This window comes from Minwuia thermotolerans (assembly GCF_002924445.1).
Classification (GTDB): Bacteria; Pseudomonadota; Alphaproteobacteria; order Minwuiales; family Minwuiaceae; genus Minwuia; species Minwuia thermotolerans.
This window is the reverse complement of the sequence record NZ_PIGG01000045.1, coordinates 140,320-161,846: the sequence shown is the minus strand read 5'-3', so window position 1 is coordinate 161,846 and position 21,527 is coordinate 140,320. Positions and strand designations below refer to the sequence as shown.

At 67.0% G+C, this 21,527-nt stretch carries 16 protein-coding genes; 10 read left to right on the top strand and 6 right to left on the bottom strand.

Features of this window, described 5'->3' with window-relative positions:
* Positions 1 to 2: 2 nt before the first annotated feature.
* Together CWC60_RS14995 and pdhA are read right to left on the bottom strand one after the other, a co-directional pair.
* Entirely contained in the window at positions 3 to 980 is a 978-nt protein-coding gene (locus CWC60_RS14995) for an alpha-ketoacid dehydrogenase subunit beta (RefSeq protein WP_109794751.1), read from the bottom strand.
* The gene (gene pdhA / locus CWC60_RS14990; protein WP_109794750.1) at positions 973 to 2,151 is read right to left on the bottom strand and encodes a pyruvate dehydrogenase (acetyl-transferring) E1 component subunit alpha; all 1,179 of its coding nucleotides are present in this window, start codon (positions 2,149 to 2,151) and stop codon (positions 973 to 975) included. The genes CWC60_RS14995 and pdhA overlap by 8 nt, the downstream gene beginning before the upstream one ends.
* Before the next feature lie 212 nt (positions 2,152 to 2,363).
* Here pdhA and CWC60_RS14985 point away from each other — a divergent pair, with 212 nt between their 5' ends.
* From CWC60_RS14985 to CWC60_RS14965, 5 genes are read left to right on the top strand one after another with little or no spacing between them, the layout of a single operon-like run.
* The gene (locus CWC60_RS14985; protein ID WP_109794749.1) at positions 2,364 to 4,658 is read left to right on the top strand and encodes an acyl-CoA dehydrogenase; all 2,295 of its coding nucleotides are present in this window, start codon (positions 2,364 to 2,366) and stop codon (positions 4,656 to 4,658) included.
* Positions 4,655 to 5,941, top strand: coding sequence for an acetyl-CoA C-acetyltransferase (locus tag CWC60_RS14980; protein ID WP_109794748.1), 1,287 nt, complete (start codon positions 4,655 to 4,657; stop codon positions 5,939 to 5,941). The genes CWC60_RS14985 and CWC60_RS14980 overlap by 4 nt, the downstream gene beginning before the upstream one ends.
* Positions 5,942 to 5,952: 11 nt before the next feature.
* A complete protein-coding gene (locus CWC60_RS14975; RefSeq protein WP_109794747.1) occupies positions 5,953 to 8,040 on the top strand; it encodes a 3-hydroxyacyl-CoA dehydrogenase NAD-binding domain-containing protein in 2,088 nt (695 codons plus the stop codon).
* The gene (locus tag CWC60_RS14970) at positions 8,040 to 9,926 is read left to right on the top strand and encodes an acetyl-CoA hydrolase/transferase C-terminal domain-containing protein (RefSeq protein ID WP_109794746.1); all 1,887 of its coding nucleotides are present in this window, start codon (positions 8,040 to 8,042) and stop codon (positions 9,924 to 9,926) included. The genes CWC60_RS14975 and CWC60_RS14970 overlap by 1 nt, the downstream gene beginning before the upstream one ends.
* A 15-nt stretch (positions 9,927 to 9,941) precedes the next feature.
* Positions 9,942 to 11,882, top strand: coding sequence for an aconitate hydratase (locus CWC60_RS14965; RefSeq protein WP_109794745.1), 1,941 nt, complete (start codon positions 9,942 to 9,944; stop codon positions 11,880 to 11,882).
* Between the two features lie 17 nt (positions 11,883 to 11,899).
* On the opposite strand, the gene CWC60_RS14960 is transcribed toward CWC60_RS14965, so the two are convergent.
* Entirely contained in the window at positions 11,900 to 12,316 is a 417-nt protein-coding gene (locus CWC60_RS14960; protein ID WP_109794744.1) for a universal stress protein, read from the bottom strand.
* A 121-nt stretch (positions 12,317 to 12,437) separates the two neighbouring features.
* Complete coding sequence (locus CWC60_RS14955; RefSeq protein ID WP_164516569.1) at positions 12,438 to 14,126, bottom strand: sensor domain-containing diguanylate cyclase; 1,689 nt, start codon at positions 14,124 to 14,126, stop codon at positions 12,438 to 12,440.
* Positions 14,127 to 14,298: 172 nt separating this feature from the next.
* Here CWC60_RS14955 and CWC60_RS14950 point away from each other — a divergent pair, with 172 nt between their 5' ends.
* The 3 genes from CWC60_RS14950 to CWC60_RS14940 are packed head-to-tail and all read left to right on the top strand — an operon-like array spanning position 14,299 to position 17,430.
* On the top strand, positions 14,299 to 16,698 hold the full coding sequence (locus CWC60_RS14950; protein ID WP_109794742.1) for a tetratricopeptide repeat protein: 2,400 nt from the start codon (positions 14,299 to 14,301) through the stop codon (positions 16,696 to 16,698).
* A gap of 34 nt (positions 16,699 to 16,732) precedes the next feature.
* A complete protein-coding gene (locus CWC60_RS14945; protein ID WP_109794741.1) occupies positions 16,733 to 17,089 on the top strand; it encodes a Lin0512 family protein in 357 nt (118 codons plus the stop codon).
* On the top strand, positions 17,086 to 17,430 hold the full coding sequence (locus CWC60_RS14940; protein WP_109794740.1) for a Lin0512 family protein: 345 nt from the start codon (positions 17,086 to 17,088) through the stop codon (positions 17,428 to 17,430). The genes CWC60_RS14945 and CWC60_RS14940 overlap by 4 nt, the downstream gene beginning before the upstream one ends.
* A 20-nt stretch (positions 17,431 to 17,450) precedes the next feature.
* On the opposite strand, the gene CWC60_RS14935 is transcribed toward CWC60_RS14940, so the two are convergent.
* Positions 17,451 to 18,296: a universal stress protein gene (locus CWC60_RS14935; protein ID WP_164516568.1), complete on the bottom strand. Its 846-nt coding sequence runs from the start codon at positions 18,294 to 18,296 to the stop codon at positions 17,451 to 17,453.
* A gap of 193 nt (positions 18,297 to 18,489) precedes the next feature.
* Here CWC60_RS14935 and CWC60_RS14930 point away from each other — a divergent pair, with 193 nt between their 5' ends.
* Complete coding sequence (locus tag CWC60_RS14930; RefSeq protein ID WP_109794738.1) at positions 18,490 to 19,230, top strand: Crp/Fnr family transcriptional regulator; 741 nt, start codon at positions 18,490 to 18,492, stop codon at positions 19,228 to 19,230.
* Positions 19,231 to 19,236: 6 nt separating this feature from the next.
* On the opposite strand, the gene CWC60_RS14925 is transcribed toward CWC60_RS14930, so the two are convergent.
* The gene (locus tag CWC60_RS14925) at positions 19,237 to 19,773 is read right to left on the bottom strand and encodes a hemerythrin domain-containing protein (RefSeq protein WP_164516567.1); all 537 of its coding nucleotides are present in this window, start codon (positions 19,771 to 19,773) and stop codon (positions 19,237 to 19,239) included.
* A 134-nt stretch (positions 19,774 to 19,907) separates the two neighbouring features.
* Between CWC60_RS14925 and ccoN the strand changes: the two genes are divergently transcribed.
* Positions 19,908 to 21,512, top strand: coding sequence for a cytochrome-c oxidase, cbb3-type subunit I (ccoN, locus tag CWC60_RS14920; protein ID WP_109794736.1), 1,605 nt, complete (start codon positions 19,908 to 19,910; stop codon positions 21,510 to 21,512).
* Positions 21,513 to 21,527 lie beyond the last annotated feature (15 nt).

The following is a 21,527-nucleotide window of genomic DNA, read 5'->3' as shown; positions in this document are numbered from 1 at the left end:
GATCAGAAGTCGAGCGTGCGGCGGCAGGCGTCGAGTATGCGGTCGGAGTCGGGCAGGTAGAGCTGTTCACGCGCGAAATAGGGCATGTGGACGTCCGGTCCGGCGACGCGGGCGACCGGCGCCTCCAGCGACAGGAAGCAGCCCTCGTTGACCCGCGCGACGATCTCGCCGGCCGGGCCGTAACTCAGCGGCGCTTCGTGGACGACGACGCAGCGGCCCGTGCGGGCGACCGAGTCGACGACCGTCTCGTAGTCCAGCGGCGAGAGCGTGAGCAGGTCGATCACGTCGGCCTCGATGCCCTCTTCCGACAGCCGTTCCGCCGCCTCCATCGTGCGCGGCAGCATGGCGCCCCAGGCGACGAGGGTGATGTCGCCGCCTTCCCGGGCCGTGCGCGCACGGCCGAGTTCCATGACTTCCTCGTCGTCGGGGACTTCCTCCCGGAAGGCGCGGTAGCTGGCCTTGGGCTCGAAGAACACCACCGGATCCGGGTCACGGATGGCCGCGAGCAGCAGCGCGCGCGCGTTGCGCGGGCCCGACGGGATGACCAGCTTCATGCCGGGCATGTGGGTGTAGAAGATCTCCCGGCTTTCCGAATGGTGTTCCAGCGCGCGGACGCCGCCGCCATAGGGCATGCGTACCGTCATCGGTACGCTGAAGCGGCCCTGGCTGCGCCAGCGCATGCGGGAGGCGTGGGATTCGAGCTGGTGGAAACCGAGATAGGCGAATCCGGAGAACTGCATTTCCGGCACGGGCTTCATGCCGTTCATGGCCATGCCGATGGAAAAGCCGAGAATCCCGGATTCCGCCAGCGGCGTGTCCATCACCCGAGCCTCGCCATATTCCTCGATCAGGTCCCTTGTGACGCGGAAGATGCCGCCGTCGACGCCGACATCCTCGCCCAGCACCAGCACCGTCTCGTCGCGCGCCATCTCCTGGTGCAGCGCCAGGTTGATGGCCTCGACCATGGTGAGTTCAGCCATCGTCCTTCTCCCCGTCGCCTTCCACCTGGTCTTCGTCTTTTCCGTTCTCGGCGTCCTCTTCGGCCTCGGAGTCCTCGCCGGCGTGGACCTCCTGAGGCGCGCGCCGGGCCATCGCCTTGCGCTGGCGCTCCAGTTCCTGCGTGGGCTCGGCGTAGATGTGGGCGAACATGGGGTCGGTGCCTTCCAGTTCCTCGATCCGCGCTTCGGCGCGTTCCCAGGCGTCGGCGATCTCCGCCTCGATCTCCTTCTCCATCTTCTCCAGCTTGCCGTCGTCGAGCGCGTCGCGGTCGCGCAGATAGTCGCCCAGCCGGTCCAGCGGGTCGCGTTCGCGCCAGGCCTCGACCTCGTCGTCCTCGCGGTAGCGGGTGGGATCGTCGGCGGTGGTGTGCATCTCGATGCGGTAGGTGACGCATTCGATCATGCCGGGCTGACCGTCCTCGCGCGCGCGTTTCACTGCGTCGCGGGCTGCGGTGTAGGCGGCGAACAGGTCGTTGCCGTCCACCTGAACCGCCGGCAGGCCGTTGGCCACCGCCTTCTGCGCAAGCGTCTTCGAGGCCGTCTGCTTCTCGCGGGGGACGGAGATGGCGTACTGGTTGTTCTGGCAGACGAATACGACCGGAGCGCTATAGACGGCGGCGAAGTTCAGGGCTTCGTGGAAGTCGCCCTGGGAGGTCGCGCCGTCGCCGAAATAGGTCATGGCTATGGCGTCCTCGCCGCGCAGCCGCCCCGCATGGGCGATGCCGGCGGCCTGCAGCATCTGGGTGCCGACCGGCACCGCGTTGGGCAGGTCGCGTGCATCGTCTGGGATGCTGATCCCCTCGTTGTAGCCGGCGTCGAAGACCAGGATGTCGGCCGGGTCGAGACCCCGCCAGAAGCCGGCCGCCGTCTCGCGGTAGGAGGGGACGAACCAGTCGTCCTTGCGCAGGGTGGAGATGGTGCCGATCTGCGAGGCTTCCTGACCGACGACCGGCGCGAAGGTGCCGATCCGCCCCGAGCGTTGCAGCTTCAGGCGGCGCTCGTCGAAACGCCGCGCCTTCAGCATGGTGCGGTAGCCCTTCAGCACGACCTCGGGACCGAGATCGGGCATCAGGTCGTCGTCGATGTCGCCGTTCTCGTCCAGGACCGAGATGAACGGGATCTCGTCCCCGTAATCCACGGGTTCGCGGGTCATGTGCCTGTTCTTTCTTGTTCTTTCGGCTGCGCATGTGCCTGGCGGCACTGTCGACGACTTGGGAGCGGACGGCAGGCATATCAACCGCGGCCTCTTGCCGGCGAAGGAAGCCTGCCCGCTTGAAATGGCCTCGCCGCCTGCGCACGTCTGTAACAGGCGCGCGCCATCGACGCGCCACCCAGAACCAAGAACAAGAACAGGCCGAAGGCGTCATGCTCGGAACGGTCAGAAAGAAGCTGCTCACCAGGCCCCTGTTCCGATGGGCCAAAGGCGTGCTACCCGGCATGTCCGCGACCGAGCGCGAAGCGCTCGACGCCGGCGACGTCTGGTGGGACGCCGCCCTGTTCTCCGGCGATCCGGACTGGCGGGAGCTGCAGGCGGTCCCCGGTCCGGAGCTGAGTGCAGAGGAGCGAGCTTTCCTCGACGGCCCCGTAGACGAGCTCTGCGCCATGATCGACGACTGGCGCATTTCCTGGGAAGATGGCGATCTGCCCGACGAGGTCTGGCGCTTCATGAAGGAAAAGGGCTTCTTCGGAATGATCATTCCGAAGGCCTATGGCGGCCTCGAGTTTTCCGCCTGGGCCCAGTCGGAGGTCGTCCGGCGCATTTCGACGCGCAGCGCCGACGCCGCCGTCACCGTCATGGTGCCCAATTCGCTCGGCCCCGGCGAACTGCTGATGGAGTTCGGCACCGACGAACAGCGCGATTACTGGCTGCCCCGCCTGGCCGACGGCCGCGAGGTGCCCTGCTTCGGCCTCACCAGCCCCGAAGCCGGCTCCGACGCCGCCTCGATGGAGGATACGGGAGTCGTCTGCCGCGGGCGTTTCCAGGGCGAGGAAGTGCTCGGCATCCGCCTGAACTGGCACAAGCGCTACATCACGCTCGGCCCCGTGGCGACGGTGCTCGGCCTCGCCTTCAAGCTGAAGGATCCGGACGGACTGCTGGGCGGCGCGATGGATCTCGGCATTACCGTCGCCCTGGTGCCGACCGATCTGGACGGCGTCGAGATCGGCCGGCGTCACCTGCCGTCGCACCAGATGTTCCAGAACGGTCCCAACAAGGGGCGCGACGTCTTCATCCCCATCGATCACATCATCGGCGGCGCCGACAACGCGGGGAAGGGCTGGCAGATGCTGATGAGCGCGCTGGCCGCCGGACGCGGTATCTCCCTGCCGTCGCTTTCCGCCGCCGGCGCCGCGTTCTGCGCCCGCACCACCGGCGCCTACGCCCGTATCCGCGAACAGTTCGGCATTCCCATCGGCCGCTTCGAAGGCGTGCAGGACCGGCTGGCGCGGCTGGCCGGCCACGCCTATCAGCTTGACGCCGCGCGCCGGCTCACCTGCGCGGGGCTCGACCAGGGGCATCAGCCGGCGGTGATTTCCGCCATCATGAAGGCGCACGCCACCTACCGCCTGCGCGAGGCAGTGGACGACGCCATGGACGTGCATGCCGGCAAGGCGGTGATCGACGGGCCGTTGAACTATCTCGGCAATCTCTACCGCGCCGTGCCTGTCGCCATCACCGTGGAAGGCGCGAACATCCTGACCCGCAACCTGATCATCTTCGGGCAGGGCGCGATCCGCTGCCATCCCTGGCTGCTGAAGGAAATGCTGGCGCTGGAGAAGAACGACCGCGAGGCGGCGCTGGACGAATTCGACAAGGCCTTCTGGGGCCATGTCGGCCACAGCCTGCGGACGCTGGGCCGTGCGTGGTCGCGGAGCTGGTTCGGCCTGGGCCCGTCGCACGCCCCCGATGCACCGGCGACGCGCGGCCATTATCGACGGCTCAGCCGCTACGCCGCCGCACTCGCCCTCGCTTCGGATCTGGCCCTGCTGACCATGGGCGGCGCGCTGAAGCGCAAGGAGATGATCTCCGCGCGGCTGGGCGATGTCCTGTCCGAACTCTACCTGCTGTCGGGCGCCCTGAAGCGCTTCGAGGACGAGGGCAGCCCGGAGACCGACCGTCCGGTTCTCGACTACTGCATGGCGAGCGGTTTCCGGACCATCGAGACGCGGCTGGACGAGGTCTTCCGCAACTTCCCGAACCGCTTTGCGGCCGGGTTCCTGCGGTTTGTCATCATGCCGCGCGGCGTCCGCGCGCTCGGTCCCGACGACCGTTTGAATGGCCGCTGCGCCGCGCTGCTGCTGGAGCCCGGCGAGACCCGTGACCGGCTGACCGGGGGCGTCTATCTCGGCGCGCCGGGCGAGGACCGCGGCGTCGCCCGGCTGGAGAAGGCCTATGCCCTGGTCAACGAGGCGGCCGAGGCCGAGAAGAAACTGCGCGAGGCCAAGGAACCCGACTGGCAGAAGGGCCAGCGCAAGGGCGTGTTGAGCGAGGACGAGGCCGATCTGGCGCGGCGCGCCCGGGAGGCGGTCGCAGCGGCCATTGCGGTCGACGACTTCGCACCGGACGCCTTCCGCCGCAGCGGACAAGACGCTCCCGAGCGCGACCCGACCGATCAGCCATTGCGTCTGGTCGGCGGCGCCGGCAGCGGAGGTCTGGCATGAGCGGCCGTCCGGTCTACATCGCCGATGGCGCCCGCACGCCGTTCCTGAAAGCGCGCGGCGGGCCGGGTCCGTTCTCGCCCGTCGACCTCGCCGTGCAGTGCGGCCGACCGCTGCTCCTGCGTCAACCCTTCGCGCCGGAGTGCTTCGATCAGGTCATTCTCGGCTGCGTCAACGTCGTCCCCGACGAGATGAACCCGGCGCGCGTCGCCGCGCTCCGGCTCGGCATGGGGGAGGCGATGACCGCCTTTACCGTGCAGATCAACTGCGGCTCGGGCATGCAGTCCATCGACACGGGCTTCCGTTACATTCGGGAGGGCAAGGCCGACCTGATCCTGGCGGGTGGCGCGGAATCGCTGAGCCATGCCCCGCTCGTCTTCCGCGACGAGGCGGTGGAATGGTTCTCGGAACTGAATCGTGCCCGGGGCCTGAGCGACAAGGCCGAGGCTCTGGCGGATTTCCGCCCCGGTCATTTCAAACCGCTGATCGGCCTGGAGAAGGGCCTGACGGACCCCATTGTCGAACTCAACATGGGACAGACCGCCGAGGTACTCGCGCACCTGTTCGATATCTCCCGTGAAGCCGCGGACAGCTACGCCGTCCGAAGTCACCTCCGCCTCGCCCGCGCCCAGAGCGAGGGCTGGCTCGACGGCGAGGTCATGCCGGCCTTCTCGGCTGACGGCCAGGTCTTCGAGAGCGACGACGGGGTGCGGCCGGAAAGCTCGGAGGACAAGCTGGCCGGGTTGAAGCCGGTGTTCGAGCCGCCCTGGGGCAAGGTCACGGCCGGCAACAGCTCCCAGATTACCGACGGCGCGAGCTGGGTCGTGCTGGCCTCGGAAGAAGCCGTGAAGGCGCACGGGCTGGAGCCGATCGCCGAGATCGCCGACAGTGAATGGACGGCGCTCGACCCGTCGATCATGGGGCTGGGGCCGGTCATGAGCGCAACGCCGCTGCTGAACCGCAACGACCGCGATCTGGACGACATCGAACTCTGGGAGATCAACGAGGCCTTCGCCGCGCAGGTGCTGGCGTGCGTCGCCGCCTGGGAGGACGAAACCTTCTGCCGGGACGCTTTGGGCCTCGACGAACCGATGGGCGGCCTCGACGCCGCGCGTCTCAATATCGACGGGGGTGCGATCAGCCTCGGCCATCCGGTGGGCACCAGCGGCAACCGCATTGTTCTCCACCTCGCCAACGCCATGCGGCGCGAGGGCAAGTCGCTGGGGGTGGCTACCGAATGCATCGGCGGCGGCCAGGGCGGCGCCATGCTGATCCAGGCGGCGTGAGGAGGATCGCAATGACGGGACAGATCCTGCAGACGCTCGAGAGCCGGTTCATGACGCCGGGGCCGGAGGATGACGGCAGTGGCTTCCGGCACTGGCGCTTCGCCGTTGACGGACAGGGAATTGCCTGGGCCCGGCTCGACAAGGCCGGCTCGTCAGCCAATACGCTGGACGGCGAGGTGCTGGAAGAGTTTTCCACGATCCTCGAGCGTCTGGAGGCGGATCGGCCGAAGGGACTGGTGATCCGCTCTGCGAAGCCGGGCGGCTTCTGCGTCGGCGCCGATATCGCCCAGTTCCGGGAGATGGACGATCCCGCCCGCGTGCGCGAAGAGATCGACCGCGGCAATGCCGCGCTCGACCGGCTGGAGAAGGCGGACTTCCCGACCATCGCGATCATTCACGGTCCCTGCCTCGGTGGCGGGCTCGAGCTGGCGCTGGCCTGCGACTATCGCATTGCCATCGACGGCGCCAGCTTCGGCTTTCCGGAAGTCATGCTGGGACTGCACCCGGGGCTCGGCGGTTCGGTCCGGCTGACGCGGCTGATCGATCCGACCGAAGCGATGACCATGATGCTGACGGGCAAGACCGCCCACACGGCGAAAGCCCGCAAGCTGGGGATCGTCGACGCGGTGACCAAGGAGCGGCACGTGGCCGCCGCGGTGCAGGCGGCCGTCGGCGGCGAGGTCGAGAAGCGCAGCCAGGATTTCAGGGATGCGGCGTTGAACACGCTGGCCGGACGCGAGATCGCGGCGCGCCAGATGCGGGCGAAGACGGCAAAGAAGGCTCCGCCCGAGCATTATCCCGCGCCGCACCGGCTCATCGAGATCTGGCGGCGTCACGGCGGCGACCGCGACGAGATGCGGGAGGCCGAAGCCGACTCGTTCGCGCAACTGCTGACCGGGGAGACGGCGCGGAACCTGATCCGGGTCTTTTTCCTGCGCGAGAACCTGAAGGGACAGGCGCCGGATTCCTCGGACGTTCGACGGGTTCATGTCGTTGGCGCCGGCACCATGGGCGGTGACATCGCCGGGCTTTGCGCCATCAAGGGACTGAGTGTGACGCTCGGCGACGTCGACAACAGGATCATCGCCGACGCGGTGAAGCGCTGCGCGGCGATGGCGAAGGCGAAACACATGAAGCCCGCCGAAGTGCGCGCAGCGCTCGACCGGCTGATTCCCGACCCGAACGGCGATGGCGTTGCGCATGCCGATCTGGTGATCGAGGCCGGCCCGGAGAAGGCCGAGATCAAGGAGAAGATCTACGGCGAACTCGAGCCGCGGATGAAGGCGGATGCGGTGCTGGCCACCAACACCTCGTCTTTGCCCCTGGACCGGCTTGCAAAGTCCCTGGACCGTCCGGAGCGTTTCGTCGGCATCCATTTCTTCAACCCGGTGGCGAAGATGGATCTCGTCGAAGTCGTCAGCCATGACGGCGCCGACGGTACGGCCCTGGAGCAGGCGCGGGGCTTTCTCGGCCGGATCGGTAAGCTGCCCGCGCCGGTGCGGACCGCGCCCGGCTTCCTCGTGAACCGCTGCCTGACGCCCTATCTGATGGAAGCCATCATCATGGTGGACGAGGGCGTAAAGCCCGAAACCATCGATCGGGCTGCCGAGCGCTTCGGCATGCCCATGGGGCCGATCGAGCTGGCCGACCAGGTCGGGCTCGACATTGCCTTGAGCGTGGCCGACGTGCTGCGGGAGCGGCTGGACCGACCGATCCCGGAAACCCCGGACTGGCTGCGCCGCAAGGTCGACGGCGGCGACCTGGGCCGGAAATCAGGCCGCGGCTTCTACGAATGGAAGGACGGCAAGGCCGACAAGGACGACGACGCGCCCGACCCCGGGGAAGGCATGACGGACCGTCTGGTGATGCCCATGCTGGATGCCTGCGCCACCTGCCTGCGCGAGGGTGTCGTCAGCGACGAAGACGTGCTGGACGGCGCGATGATCTTCGCCACCGGGTTCGCGCCCTTCCGCGGCGGGCCGATGCACTACGCCCGTGAGCGGGGCTTCGGCGAGGTCGCCGACGCCCTGGCCAGCCTGCGCGACAATCACGGCGACCGCTTCGCGCCGGACTCATACTGGACGGAAAGAGGCGACTGATGGCCGACCGGCCGCAGGGCTGGTCCGACGCCGAGGCGCTGGCCGAGTCCGTCATCCGGGAAACCGGCGGGCGGGTCGTGCTGGCGCTGCCGCTGGGCATCGGCAAGCCCAATACCCTGGTGAATGCGATCTATCGGCGCGCGCGCGCCGACCGCTCGGTCTCGCTCACCATCTTCACCGCGCTGACCCTGAACCCGCCGGAAGGACGCAGCGTACTGGAACGCCGTTTCATCGAGCCGGTCGCCGAGCGGCTGTTCGCAGATCACGCGCCGCTGGACTACGCCGCCGACATGCGCCGCGGCGACACACCGGACAACATCGAGGTGCGTGAGTTCTTCCTGGCGGCAGGACAGTGGCTGGGCGTGCCGGCGGCACAGCAGAACCACGTCTCGGCGAACTATACCGACGTGCTCCGTTACATCCTCGATTCGGATGTGAATGTCGTCGGACAACTCGTTGCCGGAAAACAGGAAATCGACGAGCGAAAATTCAGTCTCGGCAGCAATCCCGACATCACCCTGCCGCTGCTCCAGGCCCGCCGGGACGGGCGGGCCGCGTTCCGTTTCGTCGCGGAAGTGAACGGCGAAATGCCCTGGATGGGTCGCGATGCGGAGATCGATGCGGCGGAGTTCGACGACGTGCTGCGCGACGGCGAAGGCTTCGCGCTGTTCGGCATACCGAAGGGGCCGGTCAGCCTGGCGGATCATGCCGCCGGCATCCACGCGGCGAGACTGGTCCCCGATGGCGGCACGCTCCAGATCGGCATCGGCTCCATCGGCGACGCGGTCGCCAACGCGCTGATCCTGCGCCACCGCGACAACGCCCGTTTCCGGGAGATCGTCGCCCGGCTCGGTCCCGCCGACGATCGGGAGGATCTGTACCATGACGGCCCTTTCGAAGAGGGCATCTATGCGGCCAGCGAGATGCTGGTCGAGGGCCTGCTCCGGCTGATCCGCGCCGGCGTTATTCGACGGGAAGTCGACGGCTGCCTGGTGCATTCGGCCTTCTTCGTCGGATCGCGCGCCTATCAGGCAGAATTGCGGGACCTCTCCCGCTCCGAACGCGACCTGATCGGGATGACCGACGTGGGCTTCGTCAATGGCGCCGCCACCGACCTGGAACGCAAGCGCCGGGAGCGGCCCGGCGCCCGCTTCATCAACAAGGCGATGATGGCGACCCTGACCGGCGCGGCCGTCTCCGACGGTCTGGAGAATGGTCAGGTGGTCAGCGGCGTCGGCGGTCAGTTCGACTTCGTGCAGCAGGCCTTCGCCCTGCCGGACGCCCGTTCCGTGCTCATGCTCGACGCCACGCGGCAGACGTCGAAGGGGGCGGAGAGCAATATCCTCTGGTCCTATGGCCATCAGACCGTGCCCCGGCAGATGCGCGACATCGTCGTCACCGAGTACGGTGTGGCCGACATGCGGGGGCGGACCGACGCCCGGGTGATCGGTGAGATGCTGTCGGTCGCGGACGCCCGCTTTCAGGACGATCTGGTCAGGCAGGCGAAGGCCGCGAGCAAGCTCCCGTCCGATTTCCGCTTGCCCGTCGCCTGGCGGCGGAACACGCCGGCTACGCTGGCGGAGGCGCTTGGACCGGCGGCGGAGGCGGGGCTGTTGCCGACCTATCCGTTCGGCACCGAATACACCGAAGCCGAACAGGCTCTGCTGCCGGCGCTGGCCGAACTGAAGCGGTCGTCGGGTTCACCCGCGCGGCTGGCGAGACTGGTCTGGCGGGGGTTGCGCCGCGGCCGGCCCGACAGCGATGCGGAAGCGGCGCTGGCCCGCATGGGACTGTCGAATCCTGCCGGTCTGAAGGAGCGGCTCTGGCGGCATGCGATCCATGGCGCGCTCGACCGGCCGGAGCCGTCCGCGCCGGGACCCGGATAGAAGCAGGAGGGCCCCATGGCCGAGAATCTCACTCGCAAGCTGATTGCAGAGCACCTGCTGGAAGGCCGCATGAAACCCGGCGAGCCGATCCACCTCGCCATCGACCAGACCCTGACCCAGGATGCGACGGGTACGCTCGTCATGCTGGCGCTGGAGGCGATGGCGCTGGAGCGGGTGAAGACCGAAGTGTCCGTCCAGTACGTGGACCACAATCTGCTCCAGACCGACAACCGCAACCCGGACGATCACCTGTTCCTCGAAAGCGCCTGCCGGCGCTTCGGCGTCTGGTTCAGCCCGCCCGGCAACGGGGTCAGCCACCCGCTGCACACCAGGTATTTCTGCAAGCCGGGACGGACTCTGCTGGGCGCCGACAGCCATACGCCCGCCGCCGGCGCGATGGGCATGCTGGCGATGGGAGCAGGCGGCATCGATGTCGCCATGGCGATGGCCGGCGAACCTTTCGTCCTCGACATGCCGGAAGTCTGGGGCGTCAGGCTCATCGGCGAACTGCCCGACTGGGTCAGCGCCAAGGACGTGATTCTGGAGATGCTCCGCCGCCACGGCGTCGCCGGAGGGCGCGGGCGGGTCATCGAATACCATGGCCCGGGACTGGAAGCGCTCGGCGTCATGGACCGTCACGTCATCGCCAACATGGGCACCGAACTGGGCGCCACCTCAAGCGTCTTTCCCGCCGATGCGGCGGTCAGGGACTATCTCGCCCTTCACGGCCGGGACGGGGACCATACGCCGTGGACCGCCGACGACGGCGCCGGCTACGACCATCACGAGAAAATCGACCTTTCGGAACTGGAGCCGCTGATCGCGAAGCCGTCGAGCCCCGGCAACGTCGTTCCCGTGCGGGATGTGGCGGGCGCGGAGGTCTATCAGGCCTATTTCGGATCCTCGGCCAACCCGGGATTCCGCGACTTCGCCGTCGTCGCCGAAATGATGCGCGGCCGCAACCGCCCGGCCCAGGTGTCGCTGGACATCAACCCGGCCAGCCGAGACGACCTGCGTGACCTGGCGGGCGATGGCCATCTCTCGGCCCTGCTGGCGGCTGGCGCGCGTTTGCATCAGGCAGGCTGCAATGGCTGCATCGGCATGGGGCAGGCCCCGGCGACGGGGCGCAACAGCCTGCGTACCGTGCCGCGCAACTTCCCGGACCGCTCGGGCACGCCGGAGGACAGCGTCTTTCTCTGCAGCCCGGAGACGGCCGCCGCCGCGGCGCTGACCGGACGCATCACCGATCCCCGCGAACTGGATATGGCGCACCCGAAGATCGCGCCGCCCCGCCGGCCCGCATTCGACTGGGAGAATTTCGCCGCGCCGCCGCGGCCCCAATCGGCGGAGGAGACCGAACTGGTGAAGGGCCCCAACATCGCCAGCATTCCGGATTTCGAGGCGATGCCGGATGAACTGGACCTGCAGGTGCTGCTCAAGCTGGGCGACGACATCTCCACCGACGAGATCATGCCCGCGGGCACAGACATCCTGCCCTATCGCAGCAATATCCCGAAGATCGCCGAGTTTGCCTTCCGGGTGATCGACAAGGGCTATGCGAAGAGGGCCGCCGCGGCGCGCGAGGAGCGCGACGGTCACGTCATTGTCGCCGGGGAAAATTACGGCCAGGGTTCCAGCCGGGAACATGCGGCGATCGCGCCACGCGCGCTCGGGCTTCGCGCGGTCGCCGCCCGCAGCTTTGCGCGCATCCATCGCCAGAACCTGATCAACTATGGCGTCGCGCCGCTGCTCCTGGACGACGAGGACGATCCCGGGGAACTGGATCAGGATGGCCGGATGACGCTGAGCGGACTGCGCGGCGCAGTGGCTGACGCGGATTCGATCACCGCGCGGACGGGACGGGGCGCGGAGATCGTGCTCCGGCTCGACCTTGGCGCACGCGAGCGTGAAGTGCTGCTGGCCGGCGGGCTGGTCAACTGGTGGCGCGCCGGCTGAGCGGGGACCCCGAGAGGTCAGTCACGCACGAGAAAGACCGAAGCCCGAGTGTGATTGGCGATCCGGCCGCCGTTCGACGACCAGAGATAGTCGCTGATATTGGGGACGTGGGTCGCCATGACCACCAGGTCGCAGCCGGTCTGCTCGAGCGCCTCCATCAGCGTGTCGTCCAGATCGACGGCGGGATCGTGGCTGGTCATCGGCTTCGATTCCGTCTTCACGCCGCGCGCGCCCGCCTGTTCGTCGGCAAAGGCGGCCAGCTTGCGGCCGAACTCCTCGGGATTGTGGGCGACGGCGCCCGGCGTCGCTGCCGTCACGCCGACATAGCAGATCGTCGCGCCATAGTGGTTTGCCAGATCGGCGGCAGTATTCAGCGCCTTCTGCAGCTTGTCGGCGTGATTCAGGTCCACCGGAACCATGATCTTCTTGAACATCTTGCCCCTCCCTTCATGAGACGGTCACGAGTTCAACCCCGCAGCCGCCGGGATCTTGTTTCCTCGAGTGGAAGCGGATCACGGGGATGTCGGCAATGTCAAAGAGAATTACAAGGTCTAGTCAGGCCGACGCCGTGCATGTCCTGTTGCGTCCCGCGCCCTTGGCTTCGTAGAGCGCGCGGTCGGCCCGCTTCATCGCCGCTGCCAGGGACGACTCACCTGCCGCATGCTGGCTGACCCCCAGGCTGACGGTCAGGCGCACCGGGCGGCCGCCGAACTCGATGGCCGCCTCCTCGGTGCGCCGGCGGATCCGCTCGGCGACCGCCACGGCGCTGTCGATATCGGTTTCCGGCAGCAGCACGCCGAACTCCTCGCCGCCGAGTCGAGCCGCCACGTCGGTCGGCAGACGCAGGCTGGCGCTCACGATCTGGGCGAAACGCTGCTGGGCGACGTCGCCGCCGTCATGGCCGAAGCTGTCGTTGACGCGCTTGAAGTGGTCCAGGTCGCAGGTAATGAACGACAGGGGATGACCGTAGCGCGCGGCGCGCTTCACCTCGGCGGCGGCGATGGTCTCGAAATGCCGGCGGTTGGCCAGGCCGGTCAGCGTGTCGGTGCTGGCGTGGCGGCGCAGTTCGGTCTCCATCCGCTTGCGCTCGCCGATGTCGCGGGCGAAGCCGGCCAGACCGGCATAGTTGCCGTCTGCGTCGTCGATGCGCACGGCGCGGACCTCGACCTCGACCCGGTGGCCGTCCTTGTGCAGCGCCTGTGTTTCCATGATGCAGGGCTCGCCCGTTTCGATGGCGCGGGCCACGAACTCGGCCATGTGCTTTGCGCGGTCGAGCGGCCGCACCCGGGCCATGGGCCCGTCGAGCAGTTCTTCCGGTTTGTAGCCATAGACGTCTTCTACGGCGTCATTGGCATAGCCGAGGGTGCCGTCCGGGCGCATGTAGAAGACGGGGTCGGGCAGGTTCTCCAGCAGCCGGACCAGGACGGCGTTGCGGTCGGCGATGGCGCGTGCGCGTTCCTGCAGCCGGATCTGGTCGGTAATGTCGTAGGACACGCTGACGAACCCGCTGAGTTTGCCGGCGGAGTCCCGGATTGGAGAGACGCGCAACTCCACGGGCACCACCGTGCCGTCACCGCGGATCCGGTCCGTCTCGATGGCCTGCGGCTCCATGCTGTCCCGCAATGTCTGCTGGAACTTCTCGAACCGCTCGGCCTCGGCCTCGGGGATGAAATCCCGGTTCGACTTGCCGATCAGTTTCTTCAGCGGCGTCCTGTAGAGTTCGACGGCTTCCCGGTTGGCGTACTGAATGACGGAGTCGGGATCGACGAGGATCACCGCTTCGCCGACCTGGTCGAGCATCTCCCCCAGGTCGAGCGCGCGCGCCGCGTTCCGCCTTTCGGCGGTGACGTCGACCGCCGTGCCGACGCGGAAACGGACCGCGCCATTCTCGTCGAACAGGGTGCGTGTGGACCAGGAGAGGCAGAGTTCCGAGCCGTCACGGGTCAGCCAGCGGCTCTCGAAGCGGCGTTCGTCCGTGCGTCCGACCGCTTCGAGAAACGCCTCGCGGCCGGGCTCCTGCTCCTCGGGGACCCGGAACGACCAGAGAAAACGGCCGCGCGCTTCCGAGCCTCTGAAACCGGTGATGCGCGTGAAGGCGTCGTTGACCCAGATGATGCGGCCCTCCGCGTCGGCGGCGACGACGATGGCGTCGGTCGTCTCGACGATGGCCTGCAGGAAGTCGAGGCGGTCGGTCTCGTCTCCCCTGGGCCCCTGGGCCGTGGTCCGTTCATCTGCGGTTGCCATCGACAATGCTCCGTGTCGGCCAACGACACTAACAGAGTTCGGATGCCATGACATGGACCCCCGGGCCGCGCAGCGGTCGGAGTGTGGCATGGAGCCCACAGGGCTGGCGTCCGGACAGTTGCTTCGCCGGCAGCCGGGTGGCTAGTCTAAGCCCGATTCCAGCGGGGGTATCGTGTCGTTCGGATTTCTTCATATCGGCAAGACCGGTGGCAACGCGGTGCTGGAGCACATCGGGCCTCTGGCGGCGGCGCACAACGTGGATTTCCGCCGTTTCGGCCATGATGTCAGGCTGCGCGAAGCGCTGGCGGCCGACCCGGAACTGAAGATGAGCTTCGTTGTCCGCGACCCTGCGGCGCGTTTCGTCTCGGCATTCTGGAGTCGTCTCAGGAACGGCCGGCCGAAGCGGAATTCCCTGTGGTCGCCGGAGGAGGCGGTGGCCTTCCGGTGGTTCGCGACGCCCGACGAGCTGGCGTGTGCGCTCGAAGCAGAGGATGAGCGGCTGAAATCGGCCGCGCTCTTCGCCATGAATGCGATCAGCCATCTGCGGCGGAATTTCGCCTGGGCGCTGGGTTCACCGGAATATCTGGAGCGGGTGCGCCATCGGCTGTTCTTCGTGGCCGGTCTGGACGAACTCGACCAGAGGCTGCCGGAGATGGCCGGCCGCATGGCGCTTCCCCGGAGCGGATTGCCGAACGAGCCGGCGCATGTCCACGTCCGTCCCGAGGGGCCATCGTCCGCCGACGAGTTGTCCGAACGGGGGCGGGCCAATCTGAGACGTTTCTGGGTCCAGGATTTCGAGATATACGACTACGTCGTCATCCAGTTCAGCCGGTTCGGTGGCCAGGAGCTTCGCCGGCGGCACGATCAGATGCGGGACGAGGCGATGGTCCTCTACCGCCAGGGGGACTACAAGGCGGCGGTCGAGGCGCTCGGACCGGTCCTCAAGCGGGATCCGGGCAACCGCACGTTGAAGCTGGTCATGGCCCGGAGTCTGGTGAACGCCGGTCTTGTGGATCGGGCCGAAGAGCTCTGGCGTGATATTGCGAGGACCGAGCCGGACTCGGCGGAACCCCTGGCCCAACTCGGCCAGCTCAGCTACGCGCGCCGCAACTACGCCGCCGCACTGGAATGGTTCCGCGCAGCCCTTGCCGCCGATCCCGCGAACGAGAACGCGCGACTGAGGGCGATCCGGTCCGCGAGCCTGATCGAGGATCAGGCTATAGCCGTCGAGCTTGTCAACCAGGGCGGCCGCGGCCCCGAAGAGATGGCTGAAACCGCGCATTGGGAGACGATGGTCCAGATCTATCTCGGGATGGACGATCCGATCTCGGCCGAACGCCTGCTGCGCGCGCGTATGGCGAAGTTCCCGAAGGAGGCCGGCCGGGTGCGCGGCCATCTCGCCTCGGTACTTGCGCATCTGCACCGGGTGGCCGAGATCGAGGAACTTGGTCTGAAGGTCTCCGCGGTCACGGATTTCATGACCATGCTCGCTCTGGTGCGGGCGGCCATAAGGGAGCGCAATGTCAGAAAGGCGCGGAACCGCCTGAAGCGTCTGCAGGAGATTGCGCCGGGGCACTCGGCCGTCGCCGAGGAGGCCGATCGGGTCGAACGTCTCGCCGGGGACCTGGCGGCGTCCTCCCGCACGCCCGAGCCGGAGGCCAGGGTCGTCAGCCTCCTCGGCATTTCCTTCTGCGGCAGCACCTTCCTCGGATCGGTCCTCGGTTCGCTGCCGGGGGTCGAACATGTCGGCGAGTCGCACCGGCTGACCAAGTCCATTGCGATGGGCGAGGGCGGCCAGCAGGAGGTGCCCTTCGACTTCGCCAGCGATCCACGGAGCATGTTGACGCCATGCGCACACTGCGGCCCCGAGTGCCGGGTCTTCGATTTCGATTTCCGTGCGGCGCTGGCCGACGACCCGACCAACTGGTTCCAGCGCCTGGCGGCGAGACTGGGGAGCGAGATCCTCGTGAGCGGCGACAAGCACATGGCGCCGACGCTCGATCCGCTGGAGCGCTATGACGGCGTCGTCCTGTTCAAGAGTCCGGTCAACGCCTATCGCTCCATGCGGAAGCGCGAGGAGTCGAATCCCGACAACCCGGCATACGCCTATTCCGGCATCCGGTTCGGACGCTCCTATGCAACCAACTACTTCCGCTTTCTGAACCTCGGCAAACCGCAGGGCCGGTTGCTCTGTCTCAGGTGGGAGAATTTCACCGCCCGTGAGGAAGAGCATCTGGAGCGGCTGTGTCAGCTGCTGGACCTGCCGTTCGACGCCGGCGCCCTGAAAGACCGCAAGGCGGAGCAGCATTTCTTCGGCGGCAACGGCGAGGTACGCAAGCAATTCGCGGCCCGGCCGGAGAAGACGAACCTGGTTCGGGAGAAGACCCAGGAGATCGAGATCGCCGAGAGCGGGAAGGTCGCCGGGCACCCCGCTGCGTCGGCGGCCTTCGAGGCTCTCATGGCCCGCTACGAGGCCGATTTCGGTGACATTGCGGCGGCGGAGGCCCCGAAGGCCGCTGCGAAAGTGACGCGCGGAAAGGGGCGTGTAGGCGGGCGGGGCAAGGCGCGCTAGCTTCGGTCCCCGGGACAACGGGCAGGGGAAGACAATGGCGTGGCGGCGGGTGGTTCTTGAAATCGGCATGGGGACGGACATCCGCGGCGGTGACGCCACGAAGGCGGCCGTCCGGGCGCTGAAGGACGCGTTGTGGCGGAACTCGCTGACGGTGGCGCCCGCGCTGGGCCAGAGTTCGGACGCCATGCGCGTCGAGGTGCGCATCGGCGCGCCGCGACCCGAGACGGTCGACCGCGACGCGGTGCTGGCGGTGCTGCCGCATGGTACGGGCACGGTCGAAGTCATGGCCGGTGGCCTGGAAATTCCGAATGACGCGGGCGACGACGTCACGGTGATGGCGCATGCGGCCGCCGCCGTCTATCTGGACCTCGACGAGGGCGCGCGGGCATGAGCGGGCCGCGGGTGATTCTGGAGATGGGCGCAGGCACCGACCTGCATGGCGGCGACTACACCAAGGCGGCGGTCCGCGCGGTGCAGGACGCGCTGCAGCACAGTTCGCTGACCTTCGTGCGCGTGCTGGGTCTCGACCCTGCGAGCCTTGCGGTCGACGTCACCATCGGCGTGGCGCGTCCCGACAAGGTCGATACGGAAGCTGTGAAGCGGGCGCTGCCCGTGGGCCGGGTCAGCGTGCGCGCCGTGACCGGCGGCCTGGACGTCCCCGACGAGGATGGAAAGGACCGGGCGGTCATCGCCAGCGCCGCGATAGAGGTGCGGCTTCCGGCGCCGGCGTAGCGACCGCCCGGCTGGGAGTTCTAGTGGGACATCAGGACCGGCAGGGTCATCTGCCGGAGGATGCTGCGGCTGACGCCGCCGAACAGGGATTCGCGGATGCGCGAGTGCCCGAACGCGCCCATGACCAGCAGATCGGCGCCGATATCGGAGGCCCGCGAGAGGATCAGGTTGGCCGGGTCGATGCCGGACGCCTTCTCCGTGATCAGGTCCACCTTCAGGCCGTGCCGGGCGAGATGCAAGGAGATGTCCGCGCCGGGCAGTTCGCTGTAGTTCGCGGCGTTGGCATCGGGGTTGACGATCATGACGTGAACGGTCTTGGCGTTCTTCATGAAGGGCAGGGCGTCGTTCAGCGCGCGTGCGGCTTCCCGGCTGCCGTCCCAGCCGACGATGACATTGGTGCCCATGGACTTGCGGTTGCCGACATAGGGCAGGACCAGCACGGGCCGCCCGGCGCCCAGCACCGCTTCCTCGACGACCTCGGCGCCGCCGGCGCGGGGCTCGTCGGGCTTCGACTGGCCCATCACCAGCAGGTCTGCGTGGCGGGCGTGCCGCGCCACCGTTTCGGCCACTTCGGCGCTGTAGACACGCGTATGGCGGAAGTCGACGCTGAGGGAGGACCGGCCGATGGCCTTCTCATAGGTCGCGCGGATGTCCTCGGCGGCCCGCGCCTCGTGGCTCTCGATCGTGTCCAGCACGTCGCCGGGCAGCCCCGCATAGGTGTAGGCCGGCCAAGCGGGCATCGACGCCGCCGTATAGAGCGCCGCGAGATGGGCGTCGTTGGTTTCGGCGATGCCGATGGCTGCCGAGATGTCGGCCTCCATGTCCGTCGCCGGATCGAGATGTAGCAATATATCCTTGATCGCCATGACAGTCCTCCTTTGCCGTCGGTCGCACGCGAACATGCCTGCCCCGCGCGCTGAATGTCTTGATCCGGATCAAATAGTATTCCAGATTGCGTTCATAGTCAGAACGTCGCGTGGCGGGTTCTGACCAACAGCGTCACCATCTTCCGCGTTCGAGCACAAGTTGGCCACGCGAACCTTTTTCGGAAATCGGCTGATGCAGTCCGCACCTTTCGACAGCACGAAGCTCCGATGCAACATGTGTGCGATCCGTCATCGGGCGGTTTGCGGCGCACTTTCGGACGAGGAAATTTCGTCGATCAACGCGATTGCCAAGCGCAGGCTATACAAGCCCGGCGACATGATCCTGAACGCCGATGACCATGTGGACTTCTTCGCCAACATTGTTTCCGGCGCCGTCAAGCTGACCAAGATGCTGGGCGATGGCCGTCAGCAGATCGTCGGCCTGCAGTTCGCGCCCGACTTTCTGGGCCGCGCCTACAAGGAGCGGAGCCCCTATTTCGCCGAGGCGGCGACCGACGTCGAGCTCTGCCTCTTCCCGCGGAAGGCTTTCGAAGGTCTGCTCAAGGAAAAGCCGGGTCTGGAAATGCGGCTGTTCCAGGACACCCTGAACGAGCTCGATGCCGCGCGCGACTGGATGCTGCTGCTGGGCCGCAAGACCGCCTCGGAAAAGGTTGCGAGCTTCGTCGAGATGATCGCACGGCGCACGCCCATGATCGGCTGCAGCCATACAGACGAGGATCCCGACAACGTCCACGTCTTCCTGCCGCTCAGCCGCAGCGAGATCGCCGATTATCTGGGACTGACGATCGAGACGGTGAGCCGCCAGATCGGCAAGCTGAAGTCTGCCGGCATCCTTCGGCTTCATGCCAGCCGGGAGTTCTCCGTCCGGGACATGGCCACCCTCAGGGAAGCCGCCAACATCGACGAGGAATAGGCGGGCTCAGCCCTCCGGCAGAACGTGGGCGAGTACATATTCCTCCCAGGCGAGATGCCGTCTGATCAGGACGAAGACCTGACGCAACATGAAGCCGAGGGTGTTCGGATCGTCTGCCTTGGTCAGACCCTTCATCTCCTCGAGCATGTCCGCCAGTTCCATCGTGTTCGCTTCGTTCTCCGCGTGCTCCTGACGGATCAGCTCCAACGCATCCCGGACCGCTTCCGGCGGCTCGGGAGATCTCTGAAGCAATTCGGCCATTGCCGCTTCCTCTGCCGCGCAATGGGCAGGAATGCCGACTTTCAGCAGTGCGACAAGTTCGCTCAACTGCTGCGGATCCGGAAGACCGGGGAGCGCATCGGCGACGTGTTCGAGACGGTCGCAGAGTTCGCTGATGAGGCGGTGTTCTTCCGAAATCGTCGTCTCGGTTTCCGCTTCACTGCGCAATTGCTTGGTAATCGCCCGCTTAAGCGGGGAATAGGGGAGGGGCATACGCATGTTCGAACCGGCAATTCCTGAGTTGACGCTGTTGATCGCGGCCAAGACTCTCACAGAGCGCCGCCCGCGATCTTGATCCAAATCAAGGTTGCCCGTTGTGCACTGCAGTAGCTGTCCGCTAGATGCCCGCGCCGCCGGGATTTGAAGCGGCCGGGATTCGAGAATGGAAGGGGACATCGATGGGAAACGTCGTCCAGTTGGGGTTGCTCAGCCTGACCGGCCTGGCCGGGCTGATCGGCGCCGCGAGGGGGCATGACGCGCAATTCCAGGCTCATGCCTGGGTCGCCGTCATCGCCAGCCTGATCGCCATCTACTTCGTGCTGCGGAACTTCGACCGCCCGGCGCGCGAAGATGCCAGCGGCTATGCCGACGGCGTCATCCGCTACGGCGTGATCGCGACCGTGTTCTGGGGCGTGGTCGGTTTTCTGGTCGGCCTGGTCATCGCGCTGCAGCTCGCCTTCCCCGAACTCAACCTCGACTGGTCCTTCACCAATTTCGGCCGGCTGCGTCCGCTGCACACCTCGGCGGTGATCTTCGCCTTCGGCGGCAACGCGCTGATCTGCACCAGCTTCTATGTGGTGCAGCGCACCTGCCGCGCGCGGCTCGCCTTCGGCGGTCTCGCCTGGTTCGTCTTCTGGGGCTACCAGCTTTTCATCGTGCTGGCGGCGACCGGCTATCTGATGGGCGTGACCCAGTCGCGCGAGTACGCCGAGCCCGAGTGGTATGTCGACCTGTGGCTGACGATCGTCTGGTTGGCCTATCTCGCCGTCTTCCTGGGGACGATCATCAAGCGCAAGGAGCCCCATATCTACGTGGCGAACTGGTTCTACCTGGCGTTCATCGTCACGGTGGCCATGCTCCACGTGGTCAACAACATGGCGATTCCGGTGTCGCCCCTGGGCTCCAAGAGCTACTCGGTCTTCGCCGGCGTGCAGGACGCCCTGACCCAGTGGTGGTACGGCCACAACGCCGTCGGTTTCTTCCTGACCGCGGGCTTCCTGGGCATGATGTACTACTTCGTGCCCAAGCAGGCGGAGCGGCCGATCTACAGCTACCGGCTGTCGATCGTGCACTTCTGGTCGCTGATCTTCCTCTACATCTGGGCCGGCCCGCATCACCTGCACTACACCGCGCTGCCCGACTGGGCGCAGACGCTCGGCATGGTGTTCTCGATCATGCTGTGGATGCCGTCCTGGGGCGGCATGATCAACGGCCTGATGACGCTCTCGGGCGCCTGGGACAAGCTGCGCACCGACCCGATCATCCGCATGATGGTCATCGCGCTGGCGTTCTACGGCATGTCGACCTTCGAGGGTCCGATGATGTCGATCAAGTCGGTCAACGGCCTCAGCCACTACACCGACTGGACCATCGGCCACGTGCATTCGGGTGCGCTCGGCTGGGTCGGCATGATCAGCTTCGGCGCCATCTACTTCCTGGTGCCGCGGCTGTGGAACCGCATGGGCCTGTACTCGCTGAAGCTGGTGAGCTGGCACGTCTGGCTCGCGACCATCGGCATCGTCATCTACGCGGCGGCGATGTGGGTCAGCGGCATCATGCAGGGCCTGATGTGGCGCGAGTACAACGAGAACGGTTTCCTGGTCTACAGCTTCGCCGAGACCGTGGACGCGATGCATCCCTTCTATGTCATCCGCGCCATCGGCGGCCTCTGCTACATCGCTGGCGCCGTTCTCATGGTCTACAACGTCTGGCGGACGATCATGCATTCGCCGGAGCGGGAACCCGCCGGGCCGGACCCTGTGGTCCAGAGCCAGACCGCCTGAACCGGAGAGCGCAGA

Excerpts from the sequence above, each read along its gene's own strand:
- CWC60_RS14995 (WP_109794751.1), bottom strand. The coding sequence starts at position 980 with ATGGCTGAACTCACCATGGTCGAGGCCATCAACCTGGCGCTGCACCAG.
- pdhA (WP_109794750.1), bottom strand. The coding sequence starts at position 2,151 with ATGACCCGCGAACCCGTGGATTACGGGGACGAGATCCCGTTCATCTCG.
- CWC60_RS14985 (WP_109794749.1), top strand. The coding sequence starts at position 2,364 with ATGCTCGGAACGGTCAGAAAGAAGCTGCTCACCAGGCCCCTGTTCCGA.
- CWC60_RS14980 (WP_109794748.1), top strand. The coding sequence starts at position 4,655 with ATGAGCGGCCGTCCGGTCTACATCGCCGATGGCGCCCGCACGCCGTTC.
- CWC60_RS14975 (WP_109794747.1), top strand. The coding sequence starts at position 5,953 with ATGACGGGACAGATCCTGCAGACGCTCGAGAGCCGGTTCATGACGCCG.
- CWC60_RS14970 (WP_109794746.1), top strand. The coding sequence starts at position 8,040 with ATGGCCGACCGGCCGCAGGGCTGGTCCGACGCCGAGGCGCTGGCCGAG.
- CWC60_RS14965 (WP_109794745.1), top strand. The coding sequence starts at position 9,942 with ATGGCCGAGAATCTCACTCGCAAGCTGATTGCAGAGCACCTGCTGGAA.
- CWC60_RS14960 (WP_109794744.1), bottom strand. The coding sequence starts at position 12,316 with ATGTTCAAGAAGATCATGGTTCCGGTGGACCTGAATCACGCCGACAAG.
- CWC60_RS14955 (WP_164516569.1), bottom strand. The coding sequence starts at position 14,126 with ATGGCAACCGCAGATGAACGGACCACGGCCCAGGGGCCCAGGGGAGAC.
- CWC60_RS14945 (WP_109794741.1), top strand. The coding sequence starts at position 16,733 with ATGGCGTGGCGGCGGGTGGTTCTTGAAATCGGCATGGGGACGGACATC.
- CWC60_RS14940 (WP_109794740.1), top strand. The coding sequence starts at position 17,086 with ATGAGCGGGCCGCGGGTGATTCTGGAGATGGGCGCAGGCACCGACCTG.
- CWC60_RS14935 (WP_164516568.1), bottom strand. The coding sequence starts at position 18,296 with ATGGCGATCAAGGATATATTGCTACATCTCGATCCGGCGACGGACATG.
- CWC60_RS14930 (WP_109794738.1), top strand. The coding sequence starts at position 18,490 with ATGCAGTCCGCACCTTTCGACAGCACGAAGCTCCGATGCAACATGTGT.
- ccoN (WP_109794736.1), top strand. The coding sequence starts at position 19,908 with ATGGGAAACGTCGTCCAGTTGGGGTTGCTCAGCCTGACCGGCCTGGCC.